Here is a 24,800-nt window from a genome sequence, read left to right as displayed (position 1 = left end):
GCGGGGGCTCCGCCGGTACCAGGGGGTCCGGCGGAGCCCTTTTCGCTTGCGCTGGAGCGCACTCCAGCTCCTACTCTGGCGATCATGACCGGACAGCGCAGGATCGGCTCGGGTTTCGACGCGGGCAGCACCGCCTCGGACGTGCTGGCCGGGGTGGATCTGCGCGGCAAACTCGCGCTCGTCACCGGCGGCTACTCCGGCCTCGGACTGGAGACCACGAAAGCGCTTTCCGCCGTCGGCGCGCACGTCGTGGTGCCGGCACGGCGCCCGGAAGTGGCCGCGAAGGCGTTGCCCGGGGTCGAGGTCGGACGGCTCGACCTGGCCGACCAGGACAGCGTCCGCACCTTCGCCGAAGACTTCCTCGCGTCGGGCCGCGGCATCGACCTCCTGATCGGCAACGCCGGGATCATGGCCTGCCCGGAGACCCGCGTCGGCCCGGGGTGGGAGGCACAGTTCGCCATCAACCACCTCGGCCACCACGCACTGGTCAACCTGCTGTGGCCCGCGGTCCGCCCGGGAGCGCGAGTGGTGATGGTTTCCTCACGCGGCCACCACTTCTCCGGGATCCGGTGGGACGACGTGCACTTCGAGCACGGCTACGACAAGTGGCTGGCCTACGGCCAGGCCAAAACCGCCAACGTGCTCTTCGCCGTGCACCTGGACACGCTCGCGCGGGACCGGGGCGTGCGGGCGTTCGCCGTGCACCCAGGGCGGATCCGCACCGAACTCGGGCGGCACCTCACCCGCGAGGATTTCGCCGGGTTCGATGGCGACGACGCCGGCTACCGGTCGCCGGAGCAGGGCGCCGCGACACAGGTGTGGGCGGCCACCTCACCGCGACTGGACGGTATGGGCGGGCTCTACTGCGAGGACTGCGACATCGCCGAACCGGCACCGGCGGAGGGCGAGTGGACCGGCGTCCGCGAGCACGCCATCGATCCGGAGCAGGCCGCCCGGCTGTGGACGCTCTCCGCCGAACTCACCGGGCTCGATCGGCTATCGCGGCCTTGACCGCCTCGATCGCCTCGTCCGTGGTGAGGGCCGAGCCGCGCTGATAGGCCGCCTCGTACGCGTCGTCACCGAGTTCGGCGCGCAGCGAAGCGATCATCGCCCGCAGTTCCGGGTCACCCCGGTCGAAGACGCGGCGAACCGCTTCGGTCAGCCCGAGCGCCCACGCGGCGCGCTCCGGATCGCCCTCCGCGTGGAAGACACGGGCCACCACCGCGGTCATGTTCGCGACGTCCGGCAGGTCCCGCCGCTCGGCGGACGAGCGCAGCGCCCGCGGCAACAGCGGCCAGGCTTCCGCGGGCCGCCCCTCGGACGCCAGCAGCGACGCACCCTTGACCGCGATGAGCTCCCCCGCCATGTCGACCGGAAACGGGATCCGCGGGGTGTTGTCCCTGAGCCAGTCGAGCTCCTCGTGCGCCAGCGCGAAGTTCCCGCTCCGGCGCGCCAGATCGCACCGGCGCAGGGCCACCATCGCACGCTGGTCGATCTTGTCCCCCGCGACCCGGTCGGCCTCCGTGACGTCCCGCCAGGCGCCCTCGGTGTCCCCGATCCGCATCCGCTCGTCGGCCAGTTGTGTCAACTGCTGCACGGTGTCTTCGGTGGACGCCAGCTCACGCGCCATCGCCAGGCCCTCCTCGAATCCGGCGATGGCCGCCGCGTGGTCGCCCCGCAGGGAACGCGACTCCGCCTGCATCGAGAGCGTCATCGCCGTGCCCCACCGGTCGCCGCACTCCCGGAACCCCGCCAGCGCCAGCTCCCGCGCCCGCTCACCGCGGACCAGGTCACCGTTCTGGTCGGCCATGAAGCCCTCGGCCCAGCGCGCGCACGCGGCGGCCCACGGGTCCGAGTGCCGCAGAGTCCGCTCGATCTTCTCCTTCGCCAGCTCCACCTCCCCGCCGAGGAAACAGACCATCGGCACGGCCAGCGCCAGCATCGGGAACCGCTCCAGCGCGCCGGTGCGCTCGCACTCGTCCACCACCGAGGCCAGATCGGGCCGCCGGACCAGCGGAACGCTGCTCATGATCGTGTACATGAGGTTCAGGCACGCGCGCACGTCGGCGGGCAGGGCGTCACCGAGGCTCAGCACCTCTTCCAGCAACGGCGCCGGTTCGCGGTGGTAGGACCGGATCACCCAGTACCAGAGGTCGGCGAGGATCAGCCTGCTCGCGGTGACGGCGTCCCGGGCGTCGAGCGCGCCGCGCAGGGCCGTCATCAGGTTGTCCTGCTCGACGGCGAACACCTCGATCGCGTGGAGCTGGTCACCGGTGCGGATCCGCGGCTCGTTCTCCTCGGCCAGTGCGAGGAAGTACGCCGTGAACCGCTGCGCCACCTCGTCCCGTTCCCCGGCCTCGTCGAGCCGTTCGGCGCCGTAGACGCGGATCGTCTCCAGCATCCGGTAGCGCGGTTCCCCACCCGCGGACACCGCATCCACAATGGACTTCTCGACCAGCGACCCCAGCACGTAGAGGACGTCCTCGGCCGGCAACAGCTCGTCGGCGCACACGGCTTCGGCCGCGGCCACCGTCGCGCCACCGGTGAACACCGCGAGCCGCCGGGCGAGGATCCGTTCCGGTTTCTCCAGCAGGTCCCAGCTCCACTCGACGACGGCACGTAGCGTGCGCTGCCGTGGCATCGCGGTGCGGCTGCCGGAACTGAGGAGCCGGAAGCGGTCGTCGAGCTTGCGCGCGATCTGCTCCGCCGTCATCGACCGCAGCTTCGCCGCGGCCAGCTCCAGCGCGAGCGGCATCCCGTCCAGGCGCTCGCAGATCTCCGCGACCGCGTCCGAAGTGGACCCGTCGAGCGTGAAACCCGGCCGGACGGCGAGCGCGCGGTCGGTGAACAACCGGACCGCCTCGGCGACCTCCAGCGGACCGACCGGGCACAGCGACTCGCCGGTGATCGCGAGCGGTTCCCTGCTGGTGGCCAGTATCCGCAGGCCCGGCACGCGGGCGAGCAGCTCGAACGCCACGTCGGCGACCGTGTCGACGACGTGTTCGCAGTTGTCCAGCACCAGCAGCGATTCGCCGCCGAGCAGCTCCACGACCCGGCCCAGCGCGTCCGGTGGCGGCACCCGCGCGTTCGCCATGTGAAAGTCGAGCGAGCCCAGTGCGCCCAGGATCGCGCCCGCGACGTCCCCGGCGTCGCGGACACCGGCGAGCGCGACGAACCACGCCCGCCCCGGATGGCGTTCCGCGGCCTCGGTCGCGAGACGCGTCTTGCCCGCGCCGCCCGGCCCGACGAGCGTGACCAGCCGCGACGACGACAGCGCCTGGGCGACCCGCTCCAGTTCCCGGTCCCGCCCGACGAAGCTGGTCAACCGGACCGGCAGGACCGACTCGGCCCGCGGCGGCGCCGTCTCCCCGCGCAGGACAGCCAGGTGCGCGTCCCGGAGTTCGGCGGACGGGTCGACGCCCAGCTCGTCGGCCAGCGTGGCGCGAGTGCGTTCGAACAAGGCCAGCGCGTCGGCCTGGCGACCGGCCGCGGACAACGCCCGCATCCGCAGCGCCGCGAGTCGCTCCCGCAGCGGATGCGCCTCGCCCGCCGCCTCCAGGTCCGCGAGGACGTCGGCGTGCCGCCCGAGCGCCAGTTCGGCGTCGAAGCGGTCCTCCAGCGCGGCGAACCGCAGGTCCTCCAACCGGGTGGCGGGCGCCTGCGCGAACGGCGCGTCGCGCACGTCGGCCAGCGCGTCGCCCCGCCACAGCGCGAGCGCTTCGGTGAGCAGCGCGGCGGCCTCGCCGCACCGGCCCGCCACCAGCTCCCGTCTGCCCCGCGCGGACAGCTCCTCGAACCGCCGGGCGTCGACCTCCGCGTCGAGGGTGTAGCCGCCCGAGGCCGAGCTGATCATCGCGGCGCCGCCCAGGGTGCGGCGCAGCCGGGAGACCAGCGACTGCAGCGCGTTCGCCGCGTCCGCCGGCGACTCGGCACCCCACAGGCCGTCGATCAGCGCGTCGGTGCCGACCGGGCGGCCGCAGTCGAGCGCGAGCCGGGCCAGGAGCATGCGCAGGCGGGCACCACCGATGTCGATCGGCGTGCCGTCGTCAGCCTGGGCCCGGACCGGGCCGAGCAGTGTCACCCGCACGGGTACCACTGTTCCAGATCAGGCGGCGGGCTTGAGGCTCCGCTCGAAGTAACCGACCGTCCCGCGGTGGCGGCCGCTCCCGGCGAGGTCGAGCCACGTCAGCTCCCGCCGCGCAGGAGGTTCGGGCGGACGAACGCCCCCAGGGAAGTCGTGACCGGAGGCGCGGACGTTGCGGCGCTCAGGCGGAGCGGCTGGCCGGTTCACTCACCGCCACGGTCACGTCGCGGTCGCCGAAGGCCCCGGCCGCCTCCGCGTGGACCACCTCCACGTCGCGCCCCGCCATGTCGTACCAACGCTTCCAGCTACCGGCCTTGTCCCCGGCGACGAGCAGTATCGCCCGTCAACGGCCGCTTCCACCAGGTGCGCGGGTCGGTTCGGCACAACGCCACGAACCACTCGTCCACCGCCCGGTGCGGTTGCCCCGAAAAACGCGAAGTGCCCCCAGGGAACCAGTCCCTGGGGGCACCCGCTTCGGCTGCCTACGAGATCAGCGCTCGCCCTCGGCGTCGTCCTCGTGCGAACCCGCGCCGATCGAGACCGGCGGGGCGTCCGGGACGTCGGCGGGCTTGACCTCGCCGCGGAAGACGAAGCGGGCTTCGTCGTCGCGGTCTTCGGGGTTGCCGCTCCAGCCTTCAACGTCGACGATCACGATCTGGCCCGGCTCGACCTCGCCGAACAGGATCTTCTCGGACAGCTGGTCCTCGATCTCCCGCTGGATGGTCCGGCGCAGCGGACGGGCGCCGAGCACCGGGTCGAAGCCGCGCTTGGCCAGCAGCGCCTTCGCCTTGCCGGTCAGCTCCAGAGCCATGTCCTTGGCCTTGAGCTGGGTCTCCACCCGCGTCGCCATCAGGTCGACCATCTGGATGATCTGATCCTGGGTGAGCTGGTGGAAGACGATGATGTCGTCGATCCGGTTGAGGAACTCGGGCCGGAAGTGCTTCTTCATCTCCTCGTTGACCTTCTGCTTCATCTTCTCGTAACGCGATCCCTCGTCGTTACCGGAAGAGAAGCCCAGGCTGACGGTCTTGGAGATGTCGGAGGTGCCCAGGTTCGAGGTGAAGATCAGCACCGTGTTCTTGAAGTCGACCGTGCGGCCCTGACCGTCGGTGAGCCGCCCGTCCTCCAGCACCTGCAGGAGCGTGTTGTAGATCTCCTGGTGGGCCTTCTCGATCTCGTCGAACAGGACCACGGAGAAGGGCTTGCGGCGGACCTTCTCGGTCAGCTGGCCACCCTCCTCGTAGCCGACGTACCCGGGAGGGGCACCGAAGAGCCGCGAGGCGGTGTAGCGGTCGTGGAACTCGCCCATGTCGATCTGGATGAGCGCGTCGTCCTCGCCGAACAGGAAGTTCGCCAGCGCCTTGGACAGCTCGGTCTTACCGACACCGGAGGGGCCGGCGAAGATGAACGAACCGGACGGGCGCTTGGGGTCCTTCAGGCCGGCGCGGGTGCGGCGGATCGCCTGGGAGACGGCCTTGACGGCGTCTTCCTGGCCGATGATCCGCTTGTGCAGCTCGTCCTCCATGCGGAGCAGACGGGTGGTCTCCTCCTCGGTGAGCTTGAACACCGGGATGCCGGTCCAGTTGGCCAGGACCTCGGCGATCTGCTCGTCGTCGACCTCGGCGACGACGTCGAGGTCGCCGTCCTTCCACTGCTTCTCCCGCTCGGACTTCTGCGCGAGGAGGTTCTTCTCCTCGTCCCGCAGCCGGGCGGCGCGCTCGAAGTCCTGCGCGTCGATCGCGGACTCCTTGTCGCGGCGCACGTTGGCGATCTTCTCGTCGAACTCGCGCAGGTCCGGCGGCGCGGTCATGCGGCGGATGCGCATGCGGGCACCGGCCTCGTCGATCAGGTCGATCGCCTTGTCCGGCAGGAACCGGTCGTTGATGTAGCGGTCGGCCAGGGTGGCCGCGGCGACCAGCGCCGAGTCGGTGATCGACACGCGGTGGTGCGCCTCGTAGCGGTCCCGCAGGCCCTTGAGGATCTCGATGGTGTGTTCCAGCGAGGGCTCACCGACCTGGATCGGCTGGAAGCGGCGCTCCAGCGCGGCGTCCTTCTCGATGTACTTGCGGTACTCCTCGAGCGTGGTCGCACCGATGGTCTGCAGCTCGCCACGGGCCAGCATCGGCTTCAGGATCGAGGCGGCGTCGATCGCGCCCTCGGCGGCACCCGCGCCGACGAGCGTGTGCAGCTCGTCGATGAACAGGATGATGTCGCCGCGGGTCTTGATCTCCTTGAGCACCTTCTTCAAGCGCTCTTCGAAGTCACCGCGGTAGCGCGACCCGGCGACCAGCGAACCCAGGTCCAGCGTGTAGAGCTGCTTGTCCTTCAACGTCTCGGGCACTTCACCCTTGACGATGTTCTGGGCCAGGCCCTCCACCACGGCGGTCTTGCCGACACCGGGCTCGCCGATCAGCACCGGGTTGTTCTTGGTGCGCCGCGACAGCACCTGCATGACCCGCTCGATCTCCTTGCCGCGCCCGATCACCGGGTCCAGCTTGCCCTCACGCGCCGACTGGGTGAGGTTGCGGCCGAACTGGTCGAGCACCAGCGAGGACGACGGGGTGCCCTCGCCGCGGCCGGCACCGGCCTCGGCTGGCTCCTTGCCCTGGTAACCCGAGAGCAGCTGCAGCACCTGCTGGCGAACCCGGTTCAGGTCCGCGCCCAGCTTGACCAGCACCTGCGCGGCCACGCCTTCGCCTTCGCGGATCAGGCCCAGCAGGATGTGCTCGGTGCCGATGTAGTTGTGGCCCAGCTGCAGCGCTTCACGCAGCGACAGCTCGAGCACCTTCTTCGCACGCGGGGTGAACGGGATGTGCCCGCTCGGCGCCTGCTGACCCTGGCCGATGATCTCCTCGACCTGCTGGCGGACGCCTTCCAGCGCGATACCCAACGATTCGAGCGCCTTGGCGGCGACACCCTCACCCTCGTGGATCAGGCCCAGGAGGATGTGCTCGGTGCCGATGTAGTTGTGGTTGAGCATCCGGGCCTCTTCCTGGGCCAGGACGACCACCCGCCTCGCGCGGTCGGTGAACCTCTCGAACATTCCCACTCCCTCGACTGCTGCGCCGGCGGTGAGCACCCATCGCCTCGCGACGGGTTCAGCACCGTGAGTCCACTGTAGTAGCCATGCGGTCGCACCGGACTACCACTGGGGCGGTTCAGGTCACAGCTGGTGTAAGTGCCGGAGACTTCCGGCGGGACGTCTGCGCTGGTAGCTGACGTAATGGTCCAACGCGGGACTTCTCCCGGCGATTCCGCAAGAGCCTGTTTGTCCGCTCACCGCGAACACCCCGATCCGGGGACCGGACTGGTGCTTTCACCCGGAGTGAGTAAGGTAAGGCCAACCTAACCACCCGGATGGAGCAGGGAGGTTCGCCATCGACACCGCGCTGGGCGCTCTCGACGCGTCCGTCACCCGGGTCGCCGCGCTGCAGCACCGCATGGAGGTGCGCACGGACGTGCCCGCGACCGGGAGCTGGCAGCACTGCTCCGACCTCCTGGACGACACCGCGCGGTTCGACGTGTGGCGCAAGCTGCTCGGCGAGTGGCTCCGGGCCAACTTCGGCGAGGCACCCGAACGGACGACGGCCGGCTTCGTGATGTCGTGGTACCTGCACGTTCCGGCGTTCACCGGCGCGTTGCTGCTCCACCACGAACGGCGAGTACCCATGCTCCGGCCGGGTGAACTCGCCTTCCGCCTCTGCGCCGACCGGCCGCACCCGGAAGGGATCGCCATACTGGGCCGGGAGTTCTACTGCCTGCCCGGCGATCCGGCGGCGGGCCTGCCCGAGGCGACGGTCGTCGCCGACGAGAAGGCACTCGCCGCCGTGCTCCGCGCCCGCTACACGGCGCACGCCACGCGGTTCGTGCAGGCCTACGCCCCGCTCAGCCGTCTGGGCCGCCGGATGCTGTGGGCCGCGGCGACGGATGCGCTGGACAGCACCCTGTGGTGGGCCGGGTTGTTCGCGGGCGACGAGGAGGCCGGTGTCACCGACGCCGCGCTGGTGCTCGGCGAGCACTATCCGCCGCTGACCACCTCGACCCGCCTGCGCAGGACGGACGACGGCTGGGCCCGGCGGCGGGAGAGCTGCTGCTTCTCGTACCTGCTGCCGGACCAGCCCCTGTGCGACGGCTGCCCCCGCACCTGCCGTCGGTGACTTTCACCACAGCCGGCCGTCAAGCCATCCAGGCGGGGTCGCGGCCGGTGAGGGCGAGGAGGCGGTCGAACGTGGGGGCGTCCTCGGGGCAGGACACCTCGGGGCCGTAGACCTTGGCCTCCCGCGCCTGCTCAGCAGTCGCCCGCGCCGAGGTGAACATCGCTCCCGCCGTGGCCGGATCGACGTTCAACGGCCGCCCGATCGCCCGCGCGAGGTCCCAGCCGTGGACGACCCACTCGCCGAGCACCATCTCCGCGACGGACGTGGCCGGCAACTCGGACGGTCCGAACTTCACCGTTCCCTCCAGCGCACCCGGCTGGGAGCAGGCATCCACAAGTCCATCCACAAGCGTGCACAGCTCACCCAGCCAGTCACCCTGCGTGAGATCGGCGTCCCGCTCGCCGCCGGAGACGGCCGGCGCGGGCTCGCGCCGGAGGGCCGCTTCGAGCCACGGCCCCCAATAGAGAAGGTGGTTGAGCAGGCCGCGGACGTCGTATTCGGTGCACGGAGTCCGGTTGCCGAGTTGCGCAGGTTCGATGACGCGGAGGAGCGCGGTGAACTCGCCCGCCGCGGTGGACAGCATCGGTCGAAGGTCGGTCATGCCTCCATTCAGCCGAATGGAGGCGGCCGCCGTCTTGAACAAAAGCGACAGCGGCTCGCGAATGGCTCCTCCAGATAGAACTATGTTCAACCTGCTGGTCAATGAAAAAAGCCGCCGGGAATCCCCGGCGGCCCTCTCCCGCCCTCTTTACCCGAACCGCGCTCAGTTCTTCTTGTGGTAGGCCTCCACGACCTCGGACGGGATGCGCCCGCGGTCGGAAACCTGGTACCCGTTCTTGCGCGCCCAGGCGCGAATGGCCTGGTTCTGTTCGCGGTCCACCGACGCGGAACGACCGGCCGCCTTGCCCGACGGCGGACGCCCCGGAGCGCCACGCTTGCGGCCACCGGCACGCCGCGCGTGCTCGACGTACTGGGCCAGCGCGTCACGGAGCTCCTCGGCGTTGTCCGCCGACAGGTCGATCTGGTACGAGACGCCGTCAAGTCCGAACTCGACGGTCTCGTCCGCCTCCGAGCCGTCGATGTCGTCGATGAGCGACACCAGCACCTTCTGTGCCATGTGTTTCCTCCTGTTTTAGGCCGGCCGCGAATGATCGGACAGGGGCAGGCGCCCTGACCAGAAGCCATTGACTAGGACATTAATACCCGGAATCACGGCAGCATGCAAATCACGTTACCGATACCGTGACTAGTCTCCGGGAAGTTATTCGGGGCGGACGAGGGGGAAGAGGATGGTCTCGCGGATGCCGAGACCGGTCAAGGCCATCAGCAGGCGATCGATGCCCATTCCCACGCCACCACTCGGCGGCATTCCGTACTCGAGCGCACGCAGGAAATCTTCGTCGAGACGCATCGCTTCGCTATCGCCCGCCGCGGCCTGGCGGGCCTGATCCAGCAATCTTTCCCGCTCGATCACCGGGTCGACCAGCTCGGAGTATCCGGTGGCCAACTCGAATCCGCGGACGTAGAGGTCCCACTTCTCGGCCACACCGGGCTTGCTGCGGTGCTGCCGGGTCAGCGGCGAGGTCTCGATGGGGAAATCACGCACGAAAGTCGGCTCGTGCAGGTGGTCACCGACAAGGTGCTCCCACAGTTCCTCGACGAGTTTTCCGTGACCGAGTTTCGGATCGACCTCGAGACCGCGGGCGGCGGCGAACCCGAGCAGCTTGCCCGCGGGTGTTTCCGGGGTCACTTCCTCACCGAGCGCGTCCGACAACGAGTCGTACATGCTCAGCGACGTCCATTCACCGGACAGGTCGTAGGGCGAGCCGTCGGAGAGCGTCACCTCGAGACCACCGAAAACGGTCTGCGCGGCTTCCTGGATCAGCTCGCGCGTCATCACCGCGTTGGTGTCGTAGGTGGCGTAGGCCTCGTAGTACTCCAGCATCGCGAATTCGGGCGAATGCGAGGAGTCGCTGCCCTCGTTGCGGAAGTTGCGGTTGATCTCGAAGACCTTCTCGATGCCGCCGACGACGCACCGCTTGAGGAACAGCTCCGGTGCGATCCGCAGATACAGGTCGATGTCGAAGGCGTTCGAATGCGTGACGAACGGCCGGGCCGAGGCGCCCCCGTGCAGCGTCTGCAGCATCGGCGTTTCCACCTCCGTGAAGCCTCGGCGGTGGAACGATTCCCGCACCGAGCGCACCACCTCGGCACGGGTGCGCACCACGTCGCGTGCCTGCGGGCGCATGATCAGATCGACGTAGCGCTGCCGGACGCGGGTCTCCTCGGCCAGCTCCTTGTGCGCGACCGGGAGCGGGCGCAGCGCCTTCGCGGCCATGCGCCACTCGTCGGCCATGATCGACAGTTCGCCGCGCTTGGAGGTGATGACCTCGCCGTGGACGAACAGGTGATCACCGAGGTCGACGTTCGCCTTGAAAGCGGCCAGCGCCTCCTCGCCGACGTTCGCGAGGCTGATCATCGCCTGCAGCTCGGTGCCGTCGCCCTCGCGCAGTGTGGCGAAGCACAGCTTGCCGGTGATGCGCTGAGCCATCACGCGACCGGTCACGCCGACGATCTCGCCGGTGGCCGTGTCGGCGGGCAGATCGGGGTGCGCGGCACGCACTTCCGCGAGCGTGTGGGTGCGCGGCACGTCGACCGGATACGGTTCCGCACCCTCCGCGAGCAGCCGATCGCGCTTGGCACGCCGGACCCGCATCTGTTCGGGCAGGTCGTCAACGGGCACCGGGCGATCCGGGGAGGGGGAATCCGTCATGCGGACAGGGTACGAACCCGCGCGGTGACTAGGCCAACCGGATTACCTGTACCGACCTGCGGATGTCCCGGATAGCATCGACCGAGTGAGCGAAGCCACTTCGGCAGCGGAACGTGAACTCTGGTCCCGCCGGTCACGTTCGTTCGGGGGACGGGCCGCGGAATACGCGCGACACCGTCCGGACTACCCGCTCGACGCTCTGCGCTGGGCGCTGCCACCCGGCGCGACCCGGGTGGTGGATCTCGCCGCGGGCACCGGAAAACTCACCGACGGCCTGCTCGCGCTCGACGTCGAGGTGACCGCAGTCGAACCCGACGCGCAGATGCGAGCCGAGTTCGGCAGGCACCACCCGGACGTCCCGATCCTCGACGGCACGGCCGAACGCATCCCACTGCCCGGTGCCGCCGCCGACGCGGTGCTGGTGGGTCAGGCGTTCCACTGGTTCGACGTCGGCGCCGCGCTGACCGAGATCGCGCGCGTGCTGCGGCCCGGTGGCACGGTCGCCGGGCTGTGGAACGGCAACGACGAGTCGGTGCCGTGGGTGGCCGAATTCGCGCGGATCTCCGGTTTCACGCAGCGCGGCAGCTCGGTCGCCAAGCTGACCGAGCACCCCGCTTTCGGCCCGTTCGCGGAGCGGACTTTCCGGCACACCCACCGGCGCACGCCCGAAAGCCTGGTCGAAACGATCGCCACGCATTCCCACCTGCTCGTGGCGGACAAGGAGGAACGCGCGCGGACACGGACACGTGTCCTGGAATTCCTCACGACGAACCCGGCCACGGCGGGCGGCGAATTCGACGTGCCGCTCCTGACCACCGTGCTGCGCGGCGAACGCCGTTAGCGGGTCTGCCGTTCGAAGGCCAGGCGCAGACCGAGCAGCGTGAGATCGGGGACGTGCTCGGTGATCGTCTCCGATTCGCCGATCACCAGTGGCGCCAGTCCGCCCGTGGCGAGCACGGTCACCGGCTCGTGGGTGCGCGCGGTCAGCTCCGCCACGATCCGCCGCACCAGACCGTCGACCTGGCCGGCGAACCCGAAGACGATGCCGGACTGCAGGCATTCCACGGTGTTCTTCCCGATCACCGAGCGCGGCCGCGCCAGTTCGACCTTGCGCAGCGCCGCCGCACGTGAGGCGAGCGCGTCCACCGAGATCTCGATACCAGGAGCGAAGGCGCCGCCGAGGAACTCGCCCTTCGCCGAGATGACATCGACGTTGGTCGAGGTGCCGAAATCGACCACGACGCACGCCGTGCGGTGCAGGTGGTGCGCGGCGAGCGTGTTCACCAGCCGGTCCGCGCCCACCTCGCGCGGGTTGTCGACCAGCAGCGGCACACCGGTGCGGACGCCGGGTTCGACCACGACCTTGGGCACGTCCGCGTAGTAGCGGCCGAGCATCACCCGCATCTCGCGCAGCACCGCGGGCACAGTGGACAGGGCACTGATCCCGGTGACCGCGTCGGCGTGCGCCCCGAGCAGGCCACGCATGGTCAGGGCCAGCTCGTCGGCGGTCATCTGCGCGTCGGTCCGCATCCGCCAGTCGCCGACGAGCCGTGCCTCGTCCCCGCGGCCTTCGTATAGGCCGAGCACGATGTTCGTGTTGCCGACGTCGATCGCCAGGAGCAACGCGCGTCAGCTTTCGGCCTGCAGCAACGCGTCGAGCTTCGCCGCGTCGACGGTTTCGGCCACCGGGAACGGGTTCTCCCGGTCCGGCGTCACCACCGGCACCGCGCCGCTGAGCAGGCCGGAGCCAGCCGGTGCGTGGCCGGGATCGGCGCCCTCGTGCTTGATCCGGTTCTCGTCGTCGACGAACACGATCCGCGGCTGGAACGAGGCGGCCTCGGCGGAATCCATCTGCCCGTAGGAGATCAGGATGACCAGGTCGGCCGGGTGCACCAGGTGGGCGGCCGCGCCGTTGATCCCGATGACCCCGCTGTCCCGCTCGCCCGGGATCACGTAGGTCTCCAGCCGGGCGCCGTTCGTGATATCCACAATGGACACCTGCTCGCCCGGCAACAGGTCCGCCGCCTCCATCAGCGCCTCGTCGATCGTGACCGACCCGACGTAGTGCAGGTTGGCCTGGGTGACCGTCGCGCGGTGGATCTTCGATTTCAGCATCGTGCGGTACATGGTCAGCTCACTTCCTCCGACGCGCCCAGCGTCACCGGGACGTTGTCGATCAGCCGGGTCCGCCCCACGTGGGCGGCCACCAGCAACCGTGCTTCCCCATCGACGGGCGCGGGACCAAGATCGGTTCCCCGCAGATCGAGATAATCCACGGCGACTTCCGGACGGGCGTCCAACGTCGACCGCGCGGCGGCGAGGACCGCGTCGGCCCCCTTCGGACCGGAGTGCGCGCCGGCGACCAGCGCCGCGGACAGCACCATCGCCGACTCCCGCTCCTCGGGCGAGAGGTAGACGTTGCGCGAGGACAGGGCGAGCCCGTCGGACTCGCGCACCGTCGGCACGCCGATCACGCGCACGTCGAGGTCGAGATCCCGCACCATCCGCTTGACCAGCACCAGCTGCTGGTAGTCCTTCTCGCCGAAGAACGCGTGGTCGGGGGTGACGATGTGGAACAGCTTCGCCACCACCGTGAGCATGCCCCCGAAGTGGCCAGGGCGGTGCGCGCCCTCCAGCTCGTCGCCGAGCGGTCCCGGGTGCAGGGTGACCGCGTGACCCTCGGCGTAGAGGTCACCGACCTTCGGCACGAAAGCGATTTCCACCCCGTCCTCGGCCAGGATCGCCAGGTCCCGCTCCAGCGGACGCGGATATGCCTCGAAGTCCTCGCCCTCCCCGAACTGCAACGGATTGACGAAGATCGACACGGCGACGACCGTGTTCGGCAGCCGCTTCGCGCGGCGGATCAGCTCACGGTGCCCGGCGTGCAGCGCGCCCATCGTGGGCACCAGCGCGACCTTGCGGCCGACCGCGTGCAGCGCGGCGGTGACCCGGTGGATGTCGCCGGGCGTCTGGTACGTGTTCAGCGTCCCGCGGCTGAACTTCGGTGTGGTCACGGGTTTCCCGGCCCTTCCAGGAGTTCGGTGATCTCGGCGGCGGCGCCCGGTTCGAGCAGCCCCGCCGATTCGGCTCGCCGCGCGGTGCGCCGGGCGAGCGAGACGTAGGCGGGCACGACCGCGGGCTCGGTGGCTTCGAGCACGGTGAGGTGCTTACGCAGCGTACCGGTGTCGCCGCGGGCGACCGGACCGGTCAGCGCGCGGTCGCCGTGCCGCAGCGCGTTGTCCAGCGCGGCCGACAGCAACGGGCCGATCATGCGCTCGGCGTTGGCGATTCCCGCGCCCCGCAACAGGTCCACGCAGTCGTCGACCAGTGTGATCAGGTGGTTGGCGCCGTGCGCGAGCGCCGCGTGGTAGAGCGGACGGGCCGCTTCCGGCACGCGGACCGGTTCGGCGCCCATCTCCACCGTCAGCGCTTCGCCGACGCTCCACGCCATCTCGTCGTCCGCCGCGGCGGTGACGCCGACGCTGCACGCGGCCAGCCGGTCCAGGTCCTCGGAGCGGCCGGTGAAGGTCATGACCGGGTGCAGGGCCAGCGGCAGCGCACCGGCTTCGGCCGCGGGGGCCAGCACGTCGAGGCCGTGTGCGCCGGAGGTGTGGATGACGATCTGGCCGGGACGCCACGAACCGGTGGCGGCCAGACCGCGAACCAGCGCGGCCAGTTCGTCGTCGGGCACGGCCAGGAGTACGAGGTCGGCGGCGGTCGCGACCCGGTCCGGCGGGTTCAGCGGGACACCGGGCAGCATGCGTTCCGCGCGGGACCGTGAAGCGGCGGAAATGCCCGACGCGGCGACCACGGTGTGTCCCGTGCAGGCGAGCGCGGCGCCGACCACGCTGCCCACGCGGCCGGCGGAGATGACCCCGACGCCGAGCCTGGCCGGACGACTCACGGCGTGCCCCTGTGGACGCTCATGGCAGCAGAACTCCTCGACTCGTTCCAGTCCCGCTCTGGTCGCGGGTACCGGACGACGGGGCGAGGGTAGCTCGCGGAAGCGGCCCGGCGCGGGGGCGGGTGACCAGCTTCACCCGACCCGGTTCATCCGGTTTGACTGCCTTCACCGGCCAGCCGGACGGCGTCGGCGCGCGCGGTGCGCAGGGTGGTCAGCAGTTCCCGCCTGCGTTTCTCGTGTCCGGCGGTGGCGGTGCGGCGACGCAGGAACGCGAGTTCGGTGACGCTCGCCTGGTAGCGGGCGACGGCCTTCGCCGCCGCTCGCCCGGACTGCTGCCGCGCCTCCCGCCGCCACTCGCGACGGCCGGCCAGCGTCGACAGCAGCTCGACCTCCGACGGCGCGATCCAGCGCGCCCGCACCATGGACGGCAGGGCTGCCTCGACGATCCGCTGTTCGCGGCGACGCTGCAGCAGCACGAGCAGCACGACCGCGATGAAGATCGGGACCATGATCAGGAAGTAGACGTTGAGGAACGTCTGCGCCCCGCCGAGTACCGCCGCGCCGTTCCACAACGCGTGCAGCAGGACGGCGGCGAGGTAACCGCCGATCGGGGCGAGGACCTTGACGGCGCGGCTGTCCGCGCGGGCCGCGTAGCCGATGCCGATGCCGGTCAGCGCGGCGAACAGCGGGTGCGTGAACGGCGACATGACCCCGCGCAGCACGAACGCGGCGATCACCCCGGTGCTGGTGGGGTCGCCGAAACCGTAGTCGGAGAAGGCGCGGCCGAAGTAGTAGATGTTCTCCGTGAACGCGAAGCCGGCCGCGGTGAAGCCGGCGTAGACGATGCCGTCGATGACCCCGTCGAACTCGTCGGCGCGGCGCACCAGCACGGCCAGCACGAACGAAGCTTTCGCCGCCTCTTCGACGAGCGGCGCGGACAGGAGGGCGCTGAGCTTGCTGCCGCCGCCCTCGCCGAGGAGCAGGTCGCCGACCGTTTCGGCGGTGTTGTTGATCAGCAGTGCGGTGATCGCGGCGAGGCACGCGCCCCAGAAGAAGGCGACCAGCAGGAACTTCGCGGGTTCCGGCTCCCAGCGGTCGACCCACAGGATGGTCGCCACGACGACCGCGACGGGCACGAGCGCCGCGGCGACGCCGATGGCCACCGCCATCGGCCCGACCCGCACGGTGGCCAGGCCGAGCAGGGTCAGCCCGCACACGGCCAGGACGACGAGGCCGAACACGGGCAGGAGCACGGTGAGCCTGCGAGGTGGTGCCGTCACAGCCCGGCACTCTACGGTGACTGGTTCACGCCCCACCCACGTACCGCGCGGTGCCGGACGTTCCCCCGATGTGGCATTGGGGGACTGCGGTGGCCGGTCAGTCCTCGGCGCGGCGGCGGCGGCGTGGAGTGGTGGTCTTGCCGTTCGCGGCGAGGAGTTCGTTCACCGAGCGGCCCGCGGAGTGGGAACCGGTGTCTTCGGCCGGTGTCTCGCGGCTGTTCGTGCGCGGGGACTCGGGCTCGGGCTTCGCGCGGCGGCCCGTGCTCACCCAGGACGGCGCCTCGCCTTCCGGACGGCGACGGCGGCCCGACGACGCCTCCTCCGCGGCTCGGTGGCCGTTCGGCTCAGCGTCGGCGCGGGTGCCGCGCTGTTCACCGGAGCGGGCCGCGGCGCGGAAACCACTCGACTCGCCTGCCCGGCGGCCGCTCGGTCCGCCGGGCCGGGCCTCGTCAGCGGCGCGGTGCCCGTTCGGCTCGGCGGCTCGGCGACCGGAGATCGCGGCTCCGGCGGCCGGGCGGCGGCTGTCGGGCTCGTCGTCTCCGGCGACCGACAGGCGCGGCAACCCGGGGGGCGCCTCGTCGGCGTCGGGTACTCGCGTCCCGGGCGGCGCCTCGTCCGCGTCCGGGCGGTGACGGCGGCCCGCGGGCGCCTCGTCCTCCTCCGCGCGCCGACGCCGTCCGCCCGGCCTGCCCTGCTGGGCCAGCCGCCGGACCTCGACCGGCAACGTCTCGTTGACCACCGGGTGATCCTCCGGCACGGCGACCGACGACTCCGGCTCCGCGGGCACCGGCTCGGCCCACCGCGGCTCGGCGCGGGCGGGCTCGGCAGGCACCGGCTCGGTCCATCGGGGCTCGGCGCGGACGGGTTCGGGCTTCACCGGGCGGGTGGTGCGGGTGGGGAACGCGGCGGAGAGGTCGGTGGCCGACCGTTCGGCCCGCGGCGTCCAGTCCGGTTCGAGGGCCTTCGCGACCTGCGTCGGCTGCTCCACCGGGTCCGGCTTGCGCTTCACGGGCGGGACCGCGGCCGCCGGGCGGACGCGCTCGGGACGGCTGGGCGCGGGGCGGCTCGGTTCGACGGGACGGGCCTGCGGGCGTTCCGGCTTCTTCGCGGCGGGCTGGACCCGTGTCCGCTCCGGATCGGCGGGCTCGGCGTTGGCGACCCGGCGCAGCGGCAGGTCCATGGACCGTTCCGGGCGACGCGGTTCGGGGGCGGTGGCGCGGACGCCGGTGCGCACCGGCTCCTTCTCCCGCACCCGCTCGATGAACTCGGTCGGCCGGTCGGTGGCTTCCTTCTTCGCCGCGGTGAGCTGCGCGGGTTTGCTCGTGCCCGACTCGACGAACTTCTGCTCCTCGCGCAGCGCCCGCATCCGGGTGGCCTGCGCGGTCAGCGCGACGCGTTCGAGCAGCACCTCGCCGCCGAAGAGGCCCTGCAGGTTTTCGCGCAGTGACGCGATTTCGGCGCGCAGGGCGTCCAGCTCGCTGCGGGACTCGGACTCGACCCGTTGCCGCGTCTCGGCCTCGACCTCCAGCTCGAACTCGCGCCGCGCGGCGATCTCGCGTTCGAGCTCCAGCTCGTAGACCTCCTGCGCCTGCGCGACGACCTCTTCGGTGCTGGTCGCCTGGCGCCGGTACCGCACCGCGAGGAAAGCGCCGATCAGCGCCGCCCACAACGCGGCGACGATGCCCAGTCGCATATACCGGACGTCGTCGGCGAGCACCAGCGGAATCGTGGCGGCGACCGCGAGGGCCAGGCCGATGAGAAACCACGGCCTGCCCACGACGCGGCCGCGCGTCTCGTCACCCTCGCCAGTCATGAACCACACCGTACCCGCTAGTTATCCGTCTGAGACCTGGTTGGTACTTCGAGCGGTCGGTTCTCAGCGTTAACCGGTCGGGTGATGATCAGGGTCACGTTCGTCGTCCTCGGGCGTCCGGCAGCAGTGCTCGAGCCACAGCGCCGCCGCGATCAGCGCCACCGCGCACACCGCCCCGATGGCGACGCTGCGGAGATCACTCGACGCCGCGGCCAGCTCCGACGCGCGGGGAAGCAGCGCGGCCGTGATCCCGGCCCACGCGCCGAGCATGATCGCGCCGAGGAGCGAGGACGCCTTGGCGAGCGCGACGGTGCGCGCCGCCGAGACAGCGTTGACCACCCGCCGCGACTTGATCCGGGACCGCATCGAAAACGCCAGTGCGACCTCGATCACCGCGAGCACGAGCAGCGAAACGCCGGCCAGCCGGGGCAACCGGGGCAGGTCGCCGTAGGCGAACTCGAACAGCAGGTACGCGGCGACGAGCCCGATCAGCCCGGCGATCACCAGCTCACGAGGCCGGGTGAAGTGCATAGGGCCACGGTACCGACGCGGTTGTGCGACAGTTGACTCTCCAGTGACTGGAGGGTTCAGGATGGCTCGTGTGGGCGGGACTTTCACCATCGGGGAGTTGAGCAGGCGGACCGGTCTGCCGGTCAAGACGATCCGGTTCTACTCCGACGAGGATCTGCTCCCGCCCACCGATCGCACGAGTTCGGGCTACCGGCTGTACGACGTGACGGCCCTGGCCCGGCTCGAACTGATCAAGACCCTGCGCGAGCTGGGTCTCGGTCTGGCCGACGTGTCGGCGGTGCTGGCGCGGGAGACAAGTGTGTCCCGGCTGGCACACCGGCACATCGACGCGCTCGACGAGCAGATCCGCAGGTTGCGGCTGCGGCGGGCGGTGTTGCGGGCGGTCGTGAAGCGGGAGTCCGAACTGGAGGAAGTGAAACTGATGAACAAACTCGCCTCGATGTCCGACGATGAGCGGGCCAGGCTGGTGGACGAGTTCTGGCAGGAGGTGACCGACGGGCTGGAGGTCGATCCGGAGTTCTACGCCCGGATGAGTTCGGCCAAACCGCACCTGCCGGACGACCCTTCGCCCGAGCAGCTGGAGGCGTGGATCGAGCTCGCGGAGCTGATCCAGGACGCCGATTTCCGCGCGGCGATCCGGCGAATGGGCGAGAGCCATGCGGACACGTGGACCGCGGGTGAGGAAGTCATTCCGGCGCAGGAAGCTTGGGCCGACTGGAGCGAACGGGCCCAGACGGCGCTCGACGCCGGACTGGCCCCGGACTCGGCGGAGGGCCGCGCACTGGCGGACGACGTCGCCCGTACCTGGGCCGGTGAGGGTCAGGACCCGGCCGATCGCACCTTCCGCGCCTTCGTGGCCGACCGGATCGCCGTGGGCACCGACCACCGGGCCGAGCGCTACTGGCAACTGATGGCGACGATCAATGGGTGGGGCGCCATTCCCACTCGGGTACCGGCGGTGGAGTGGCTGACGGCAGCACTGCGCGTGTGAGGGGAAGGGATTTTCGGTGTGGTGGTGACCGGGAAGCGAAACGGAATCACCCCGCCGAGACCTCCGCGCCCGTGCCCCAAAACCGGCGGCCTGGCGCACAACGGAACCACCACCTCACCCCCACCTCCCCCGGCCCCCCGATACACAGCCGCCCTAACGGTCGAGACACCGGGTCAAGCCACGCTTTCCCGGCTTGACGCGGTGGCTCGACCGTTAGACGATCGCGCATCGGGGGAAAGCCCAGGTCAGGGTTCTTTTAGCGCGCAGCGCTCGGTTTTAAAGATCAAAAGAGTCCTCGCCGGACGGGCTGGCTCCGGGATGACCAGGGCTTTCGCAGTCCGGCTCACCTCGGGTGGGTGGTCGCTGGGTGGTCATCCCGTCGCCTGATTGAGGCCTATCACTGTGAGCCAGGCCCGCACGCTTTTGATCTCTAGGCTGCGGCAGGGCTGGAAGTGTGCGGGCCTGGCTCACAGTGATCTGACGGCCTCAGGCGACGGGATGACCACCCAGCTCGTTTTAGTGCAGGCTCGCTGGCGCTCGCCTTACCGTGGGAAGGGCTGCAGGAGGCGCACCGACTTGCGGTCCGACTCGGGACGCGTGGCCAGCAGGTCGCGGACCGGGCCGTGGCCGGGAAGTATGGCGTTCGGGTCGATTTCCAGCCACGGGATCAGCACGCTGGCACGTTCGGGGGTTCCGGGGTGCGGCAGCAGCAGCTCCGGATCATCCGAGCGTACGTCGTCCACCGTCACGATGTCGACGTCCAGCGTGCGGGGGCCCCAGCGCAGCTCACGGACTCGGTGTGCGTCGCGTTCGAGGGACTGGCCTGCGCGCAGCCACGCCCACTCGTCGCGCGCGGGATCGTCCACAATGCACACCGCGTTGAGGAAGTCGGGCTGGTCTTCGACGCCCCACGGTTCCGTTTCGTACACACTGGACACCGCGACCACCGCCGGTCCCAGACCGTCCACGACGGAGCGCAGGTGAGCCAGGCGATCGCCGAGGTTCGAGCCGAGTGACAGGACCGCCCTCACGTGCGGGTCCGGTGCACGGTGACCGCCACGTCGGCGAAGGTCAGCGGGATCGGCGCGGACGGTTTGTGCACCGTGACCTCCACAGCGGACAAGCGGGGATCCTTCGCCAGCACCTCGCCGGCGATCCGGCCCGCGACGCTTTCGATCAGATCGTACGGCTCGCCGCCGACGATGTCCGCCGCCAGCTGCGCCAGCTCGCCGTAGTGCAACGTCTCCCGCAGATCGTCCGAAGCGGCGGCGGGCGCCAGGTCCAGCCACGCGACGACGTCGACCACGAACTCCTGCCCGTCCCGCTTCTCGTGCTCGAAAACCCCGTGCCGCCCGAACACCCGCAGCCCGGTGAGCGTGATCCGGTCAGGCACGTCCACGCCTCCACGCCGCGGCGACCGCGACCGCGTCCAGCGACGCGCCGACGTTGTGCACCCGCACGCCCCATGCCCCCTGCACCGCGGCGATCGCCGAAACGGCCGCGGTCGCGTCTTCACGGCCTGCCGGGGGTCGTGGCACACCGTCCGACGCCAGCAGCGTGCCCAGGAACCGCTTGCGCGAAGCCCCCACCAGCACCGGGAAACCCATGTCCTGAAAAACGTCCAGCCGGTTCAGCAGCGCCCAGTCGTGCTCGCCGCGCTTCGCGAAACCCAGGCCGGGATCGAGGATGATCTTCTCCGGCGCGACACCCGCCGCGAGCGCCGCCTCCACCCGCGACCCCAGCTCGTCCCGCACATCGGCGACCACATCGTCGTACGTGGCGAGCGCGTTCATGTCCTTGCTGTGCCCGCGCCAGTGCATCAGCACCCACGGCGCCTGACTCGTCGCGGCCACCTTCGCCATGGCCGGGTCCGCGAGACCACCGGACACGTCGTTGATGATCTCGGCCCCCGCATCGAGCGTCGCCTCGGCGACCGCCGCGCGCGTGGTGTCCACCGAAATCCGCAGACCGTCCGCCGCGAGCGCGCGCACGACCGGCAGCACCCTGGCGATCTCGGTCTCCGCGTCCACCCGGGACGAACCGGGCCGCGTCGACTCGCCACCCACGTCGATGATGTCCGCGCCGCGCTCCCACATCTCATGGGCGTGCGCCAGCGCGCCATCCAGGCCGAAATAACGGCCACCGTCCGAAAACGAGTCCGGCGTGACGTTCAGGACGCCCATCACCAGACACCGGTCCGGCGAACTCATCGACGGCCCTTGATCAGTTCCAGCGCCTCCGCCCGCGACGTCGCCGACGACTGCAGCATGCCCCGCACCGCCGAAGTCGTGGTGCGGGCACCGGGCTTGCGGATGCCCCGCATCGACATGCACAGGTGCTCGGCCTCGACCACGACGATCACGCCCCGCGGTTCGAGCTTGCGCACCAGCGCGTCCGCGATCTGCGAGGTCAGCCGTTCCTGCACCTGCGGGCGCTTCGCGTAGAGGTCGACCAGCCGCGCAAGCTTCGACAAGCCGGTGACCTTGCCCTGGCTGTTCGGGATGTACCCGACGTGCGCAACCCCGTGGAACGGCACCAGGTGGTGCTCACACGTGCTGTACATCGGGATGTCGGTGACCAGCACCAGCTCTTCGTGCGACTCGTCGAAGGTGCGTGCCAGCACCGAGGCGGGATCGGTGTAGAGCCCGGCGAACATCTCCCGGTAGGCACGGGCCACCCGGGCGGGAGTGTCGCGCAGACCCTCCCGGTCCGGGTTCTCGCCCACGGCCTCCAGCAGCTCACGCACCGCCTTCTCGGCACGCGCCTGGTCGAAGACCGGTCCCTCCTCGGGCGTCAGCTCACTGTCGATCTTGACCGTCCTGCTCGTCGGGATTCCGCCGGTGCTGGCCCTGGCCCTCGTCGCGGCCACCGAACCAGTCGCCCTGCCGCGGCTGCTCGCCCTGGCCGGGGCGCCACGGGGTCTGACCACCCGGCTGAGTCGCCGGGGTCCAGCCCGGAGGCGCACCGTAGTTCGGCGGGCCCGACTGGTTGTCACCGTTGTAGGGCTGCGGCCACTGCCCGGTGCCGTTCGGGCCGTACGGACGGCCCCCGTTCGACCCGCCGGGCGACGGCGGCGCGTACGGGTTCGACGGCGGCTCCGGCTGGCTGTACGGCGGACCACCGGGCAGGTCGCCACCGCCCGGCGCGGTCCCGACCGGGGTCGGCACCTGACGCGGCGCCGGCTTCTTCTCCGGCGGCGGCCACGGCTCACCGCGCTCCATCGCCAGCTCACCCGGGGTCTTGATCGGCGGCTTGTCCGACGGGGTGCGCTCACCGAACTCGTTGAAGACGGTGATGTGCGGGCGCTTCTCGACGGAGGCGAAGATCCGCTCGAGATCCTTGCGGCTCAGCGTCTCCTTCTCCAGGAGCTCCAGCACCAGGTCGTCGAGCACGTCGCGGTAGGTGTTGAGCACCTCCCACGCCTCGGTGTGCGCGGTCTCGATGAGCTTGCGGACCTCTTCGTCGATCTCGTGCGCGACTTCGAGCGAGTAGTCCGCCTGGCGGCCCGCCGAGCGGCCCAGGAACGGGTCGCCCTGGTCCTGGCCGTACTTCACGGCGCCGAGGCGGGCGCTCATGCCGTACTCCATGACCATCGCCTTGGCGATCTTGGTCGCCTGCTCGATGTCGGACGACGCGCCCGTGGTCGGCTCGTGGAAGACCAGTTCCTCGGCGGTGCGGCCACCCATGGCGAACACCAGCCGGGCGATCATCTCGGACCGGGTCATCAGCTGCTTGTCGTCCTCGGGGACGACCAGCGCGTGCCCACCCGTCCGGCCACGCGGCAGGATCGTCAGCTTGTACACCGGCTCCAGGTCCGGCATCGCCCACGCGGCCAGCGCGTGCCCGCCCTCGTGGTAGGCGGTGATCTTCTTCTCCTGCTCGGAGATGATCCGGCTCTTGCGGGCCGGGCCGCCGATCACGCGGTCGACCGACTCCTCCAGCGCCGAATCGGTGATCACGTGCCCGTTCTGGCGCGCGGTGAGCAGCGCGGCCTCGTTGATGACGTTGGCCAGGTCGGCACCGGACATGCCCACGGTGCGCTTGGCCAGCGCGTGCAGGTCGACACCCTGCGCCAGCGGCTTGCCCTTCGAGTGCACCTCGAGGATCTGGCGGCGGCCGGCGAGGTCCGGCGCGGACACCGGGATCTGCCGGTCGAAGCGGCCGGGGCGCAGCAGCGCCGGGTCGAGGATGTCCGGCCGGTTGGTTGCCGCGATCAGGATGATGCCGCCGCGCGAGTCGAAGCCGTCCATCTCGACGAGCAGCTGGTTCAGCGTCTGCTCGCGCTCGTCGTGACCACCGCCGAGGCCGGCGCCGCGCTGGCGGCCGACCGCGTCGATCTCGTCGACGAAAATGATGCACGGCGCGTTCTGCTTGGCCTGCTCGAACAGGTCACGCACCCGGGAGGCACCGACACCGACGAACATCTCGACGAAGTCGGACCCGGAGATCGTGTAGAACGGCACGGCCGCCTCACCGGCGACGGCACGCGCGAGCAGCGTCTTACCGGTACCGGGCGGGCCGTACAGCAGCACGCCCTTCGGGATCTTCGCGCCCAGCGCCTGGTAGCGCGCCGGGTTCTGCAGGAAGTCCTTGATCTCGTAGAGCTCTTCGACCGCCTCGTCGGCACCCGCGACGTCGTTGAACGTCGTCTTCGGCATGTCCTTGTTCAGCTGCTTCGCCTTGGACTTGCCGAAGTTCAGGACGCGGTTGCCGCCGCCCTGCGCGTTGTTCATCATCCACATCAGCAGCAGGAGCAGCAGGCCGAGCGGAATGATGTAGTACAGGATCTGCGTGAAGAAACCCTGCTGCGTCACCGTGGTGCTGAACTTGATGTTCGGCTTGTCGGCCAGGCTGGCGTAGATCCGGTCGGTCGCCCCGCCGGGGAACGACGTGATGACCTGGTCGACCTGCTGGCCGTCGACATCGATCTTGTTCGTGAGCGACAGCTTGAGCTGTTGCTCCTTGTCCTCCAGGTTGGCTTCCTTCACGTTGTTGCCGTCGATCTGGGCAATCGCCTGTGAAGTGGGGACCTGGGTATAACCGCGATCGCTGTCGAAGAGGGTGTTGACCGCGAGGAAGATCAACACAACCGCGACGATCCACAGCAGCGGGTTCCTGAGCAGGCGCTTCCGGTCCATATGCCTCGGCCGTTCGGCCTCGACCCTCCCTGGCTAGGCGGTAGATGTCACATCCGCCGTCACGGTGTAGACAACAACTTGCGGTGTGCGAGGAACACCCCGTCAATCCAGGGTACAGCCCGGCCGACA

The 24,800-nt window shown here is 70.3% G+C and carries 21 protein-coding genes; 4 read left to right on the top strand and 17 right to left on the bottom strand.

The window, feature by feature from the left end:
* The first annotated feature begins 81 nt into the window (after positions 1-81).
* A complete protein-coding gene (locus HNR02_RS11910) occupies positions 82-1,011 on the top strand; it encodes an SDR family NAD(P)-dependent oxidoreductase (protein ID WP_179775866.1) in 930 nt (309 codons plus the stop codon).
* On the opposite strand, the gene HNR02_RS11905 is transcribed toward HNR02_RS11910, so the two are convergent.
* Together HNR02_RS11905 and HNR02_RS11900 are read right to left on the bottom strand one after the other, a co-directional pair.
* A complete protein-coding gene (locus HNR02_RS11905; protein WP_179773256.1) occupies positions 980-4,087 on the bottom strand; it encodes an AfsR/SARP family transcriptional regulator in 3,108 nt (1,035 codons plus the stop codon). The genes HNR02_RS11910 and HNR02_RS11905 overlap by 32 nt on opposite strands.
* 487 nt (positions 4,088-4,574) lie before the next feature.
* Positions 4,575-7,127 (bottom strand): ATP-dependent Clp protease ATP-binding subunit, encoded by a 2,553-nt coding sequence (locus tag HNR02_RS11900; RefSeq protein WP_179773255.1) that lies wholly within the window; start codon positions 7,125-7,127, stop codon positions 4,575-4,577.
* A 397-nt stretch (positions 7,128-7,524) separates the two neighbouring features.
* Here HNR02_RS11900 and HNR02_RS11895 point away from each other — a divergent pair, with 397 nt between their 5' ends.
* Positions 7,525-8,241 carry a (2Fe-2S)-binding protein gene (locus HNR02_RS11895; RefSeq protein WP_179773254.1) on the top strand — a complete coding sequence of 239 codons (717 nt, stop codon included), beginning with the start codon at positions 7,525-7,527 and terminating at the stop codon, positions 8,239-8,241.
* A gap of 19 nt (positions 8,242-8,260) precedes the next feature.
* Here the strand turns inward: HNR02_RS11895 and HNR02_RS11890 are convergent, their stop codons facing one another.
* From HNR02_RS11890 to lysS, 3 genes are all read right to left on the bottom strand, one after another.
* Positions 8,261-8,842 carry a TIGR03086 family metal-binding protein gene (locus tag HNR02_RS11890; RefSeq protein ID WP_246338544.1) on the bottom strand — a complete coding sequence of 194 codons (582 nt, stop codon included), beginning with the start codon at positions 8,840-8,842 and terminating at the stop codon, positions 8,261-8,263.
* Between the two features lie 162 nt (positions 8,843-9,004).
* Entirely contained in the window at positions 9,005-9,358 is a 354-nt protein-coding gene (locus HNR02_RS11885) for a histone-like nucleoid-structuring protein Lsr2 (protein ID WP_179773253.1), read from the bottom strand.
* 144 nt (positions 9,359-9,502) lie between these two features.
* Positions 9,503-11,014: a lysine--tRNA ligase gene (gene lysS / locus HNR02_RS11880; RefSeq protein WP_179773252.1), complete on the bottom strand. Its 1,512-nt coding sequence runs from the start codon at positions 11,012-11,014 to the stop codon at positions 9,503-9,505.
* 85 nt (positions 11,015-11,099) lie between these two features.
* Between lysS and HNR02_RS11875 the strand changes: the two genes are divergently transcribed.
* On the top strand, positions 11,100-11,855 hold the full coding sequence (locus HNR02_RS11875; RefSeq protein ID WP_179773251.1) for a class I SAM-dependent methyltransferase: 756 nt from the start codon (positions 11,100-11,102) through the stop codon (positions 11,853-11,855).
* On the opposite strand, the gene HNR02_RS11870 is transcribed toward HNR02_RS11875, so the two are convergent.
* From HNR02_RS11870 to HNR02_RS11840, 7 genes are all read right to left on the bottom strand, one after another.
* The gene (locus HNR02_RS11870; protein WP_179773250.1) at positions 11,852-12,637 is read right to left on the bottom strand and encodes a type III pantothenate kinase; all 786 of its coding nucleotides are present in this window, start codon (positions 12,635-12,637) and stop codon (positions 11,852-11,854) included. The two genes, HNR02_RS11875 and HNR02_RS11870, sit on opposite strands and share 4 nt — an antisense overlap.
* A gap of 6 nt (positions 12,638-12,643) precedes the next feature.
* Entirely contained in the window at positions 12,644-13,141 is a 498-nt protein-coding gene (gene panD / locus HNR02_RS11865; RefSeq protein WP_179773249.1) for an aspartate 1-decarboxylase, read from the bottom strand.
* 2 nt (positions 13,142-13,143) lie between these two features.
* Positions 13,144-14,028, bottom strand: coding sequence for a pantoate--beta-alanine ligase (panC, locus tag HNR02_RS11860; RefSeq protein WP_179773248.1), 885 nt, complete (start codon positions 14,026-14,028; stop codon positions 13,144-13,146).
* Entirely contained in the window at positions 14,025-14,969 is a 945-nt protein-coding gene (locus tag HNR02_RS11855) for a Rossmann-like and DUF2520 domain-containing protein (RefSeq protein ID WP_218903817.1), read from the bottom strand. Before HNR02_RS11855 ends, panC begins: the two co-directional genes overlap by 4 nt.
* A gap of 95 nt (positions 14,970-15,064) precedes the next feature.
* A complete protein-coding gene (locus HNR02_RS11850; RefSeq protein ID WP_179775864.1) occupies positions 15,065-16,171 on the bottom strand; it encodes a PrsW family intramembrane metalloprotease in 1,107 nt (368 codons plus the stop codon).
* A 124-nt stretch (positions 16,172-16,295) separates the two neighbouring features.
* Complete coding sequence (locus tag HNR02_RS11845; RefSeq protein WP_179773246.1) at positions 16,296-18,011, bottom strand: DUF6779 domain-containing protein; 1,716 nt, start codon at positions 18,009-18,011, stop codon at positions 16,296-16,298.
* A gap of 69 nt (positions 18,012-18,080) precedes the next feature.
* Positions 18,081-18,542, bottom strand: coding sequence for a DUF3180 domain-containing protein (locus HNR02_RS11840; protein WP_179773245.1), 462 nt, complete (start codon positions 18,540-18,542; stop codon positions 18,081-18,083).
* A gap of 61 nt (positions 18,543-18,603) precedes the next feature.
* On the opposite strand from HNR02_RS11840, the gene HNR02_RS11835 reads away from it, so the two are divergent.
* Positions 18,604-19,533, top strand: coding sequence for a helix-turn-helix domain-containing protein (locus tag HNR02_RS11835; protein ID WP_179773244.1), 930 nt, complete (start codon positions 18,604-18,606; stop codon positions 19,531-19,533).
* 542 nt (positions 19,534-20,075) lie between these two features.
* Here the strand turns inward: HNR02_RS11835 and folK are convergent.
* From folK to ftsH, 5 genes are read right to left on the bottom strand one after another with little or no spacing between them, the layout of a single operon-like run.
* Entirely contained in the window at positions 20,076-20,564 is a 489-nt protein-coding gene (folK, locus tag HNR02_RS11830; protein WP_179773243.1) for a 2-amino-4-hydroxy-6-hydroxymethyldihydropteridine diphosphokinase, read from the bottom strand.
* The gene (gene folB, locus HNR02_RS11825) at positions 20,561-20,926 is read right to left on the bottom strand and encodes a dihydroneopterin aldolase (protein WP_179773242.1); all 366 of its coding nucleotides are present in this window, start codon (positions 20,924-20,926) and stop codon (positions 20,561-20,563) included. The genes folK and folB overlap by 4 nt, the downstream gene beginning before the upstream one ends.
* Positions 20,919-21,743: a dihydropteroate synthase gene (folP, locus tag HNR02_RS11820; RefSeq protein ID WP_246338543.1), complete on the bottom strand. Its 825-nt coding sequence runs from the start codon at positions 21,741-21,743 to the stop codon at positions 20,919-20,921. The genes folB and folP overlap by 8 nt, the downstream gene beginning before the upstream one ends.
* Positions 21,740-22,342: a GTP cyclohydrolase I FolE gene (folE, locus tag HNR02_RS11815; protein WP_312861142.1), complete on the bottom strand. Its 603-nt coding sequence runs from the start codon at positions 22,340-22,342 to the stop codon at positions 21,740-21,742. Before folE ends, folP begins: the two co-directional genes overlap by 4 nt.
* Positions 22,332-24,671, bottom strand: a complete 2,340-nt coding sequence (gene ftsH, locus HNR02_RS11810) for an ATP-dependent zinc metalloprotease FtsH (RefSeq protein ID WP_179773241.1) — start codon at positions 24,669-24,671, stop codon at positions 22,332-22,334. The genes folE and ftsH overlap by 11 nt, the downstream gene beginning before the upstream one ends.
* Between the last annotated feature and the right edge of the window lie 129 nt (positions 24,672-24,800).

The sequence above is a fragment of the Amycolatopsis endophytica genome (genome assembly GCF_013410405.1).
Taxonomy (GTDB): Bacteria; Actinomycetota; Actinomycetes; order Mycobacteriales; family Pseudonocardiaceae; genus Amycolatopsis_E; species Amycolatopsis_E endophytica.
Note: the sequence above shows the minus strand (reverse complement) of the source record. Positions and strands in the feature narration are given on the sequence as shown.

Excerpts from the sequence above, each read along its gene's own strand:
- HNR02_RS11900 (WP_179773255.1), bottom strand. The coding sequence starts at position 7,127 with ATGTTCGAGAGGTTCACCGACCGCGCGAGGCGGGTGGTCGTCCTGGCC.
- HNR02_RS11895 (WP_179773254.1), top strand. The coding sequence starts at position 7,525 with ATGGAGGTGCGCACGGACGTGCCCGCGACCGGGAGCTGGCAGCACTGC.
- HNR02_RS11890 (WP_246338544.1), bottom strand. The coding sequence starts at position 8,842 with ATGACCGACCTTCGACCGATGCTGTCCACCGCGGCGGGCGAGTTCACC.
- HNR02_RS11885 (WP_179773253.1), bottom strand. The coding sequence starts at position 9,358 with ATGGCACAGAAGGTGCTGGTGTCGCTCATCGACGACATCGACGGCTCG.
- lysS (WP_179773252.1), bottom strand. The coding sequence starts at position 11,014 with ATGACGGATTCCCCCTCCCCGGATCGCCCGGTGCCCGTTGACGACCTG.
- panD (WP_179773249.1), bottom strand. The coding sequence starts at position 13,141 with ATGTACCGCACGATGCTGAAATCGAAGATCCACCGCGCGACGGTCACC.
- HNR02_RS11845 (WP_179773246.1), bottom strand. The coding sequence starts at position 18,011 with ATGACTGGCGAGGGTGACGAGACGCGCGGCCGCGTCGTGGGCAGGCCG.
- HNR02_RS11840 (WP_179773245.1), bottom strand. The coding sequence starts at position 18,542 with ATGCACTTCACCCGGCCTCGTGAGCTGGTGATCGCCGGGCTGATCGGG.
- HNR02_RS11835 (WP_179773244.1), top strand. The coding sequence starts at position 18,604 with ATGGCTCGTGTGGGCGGGACTTTCACCATCGGGGAGTTGAGCAGGCGG.
- folP (WP_246338543.1), bottom strand. The coding sequence starts at position 21,743 with ATGAGTTCGCCGGACCGGTGTCTGGTGATGGGCGTCCTGAACGTCACG.
- ftsH (WP_179773241.1), bottom strand. The coding sequence starts at position 24,671 with ATGGACCGGAAGCGCCTGCTCAGGAACCCGCTGCTGTGGATCGTCGCG.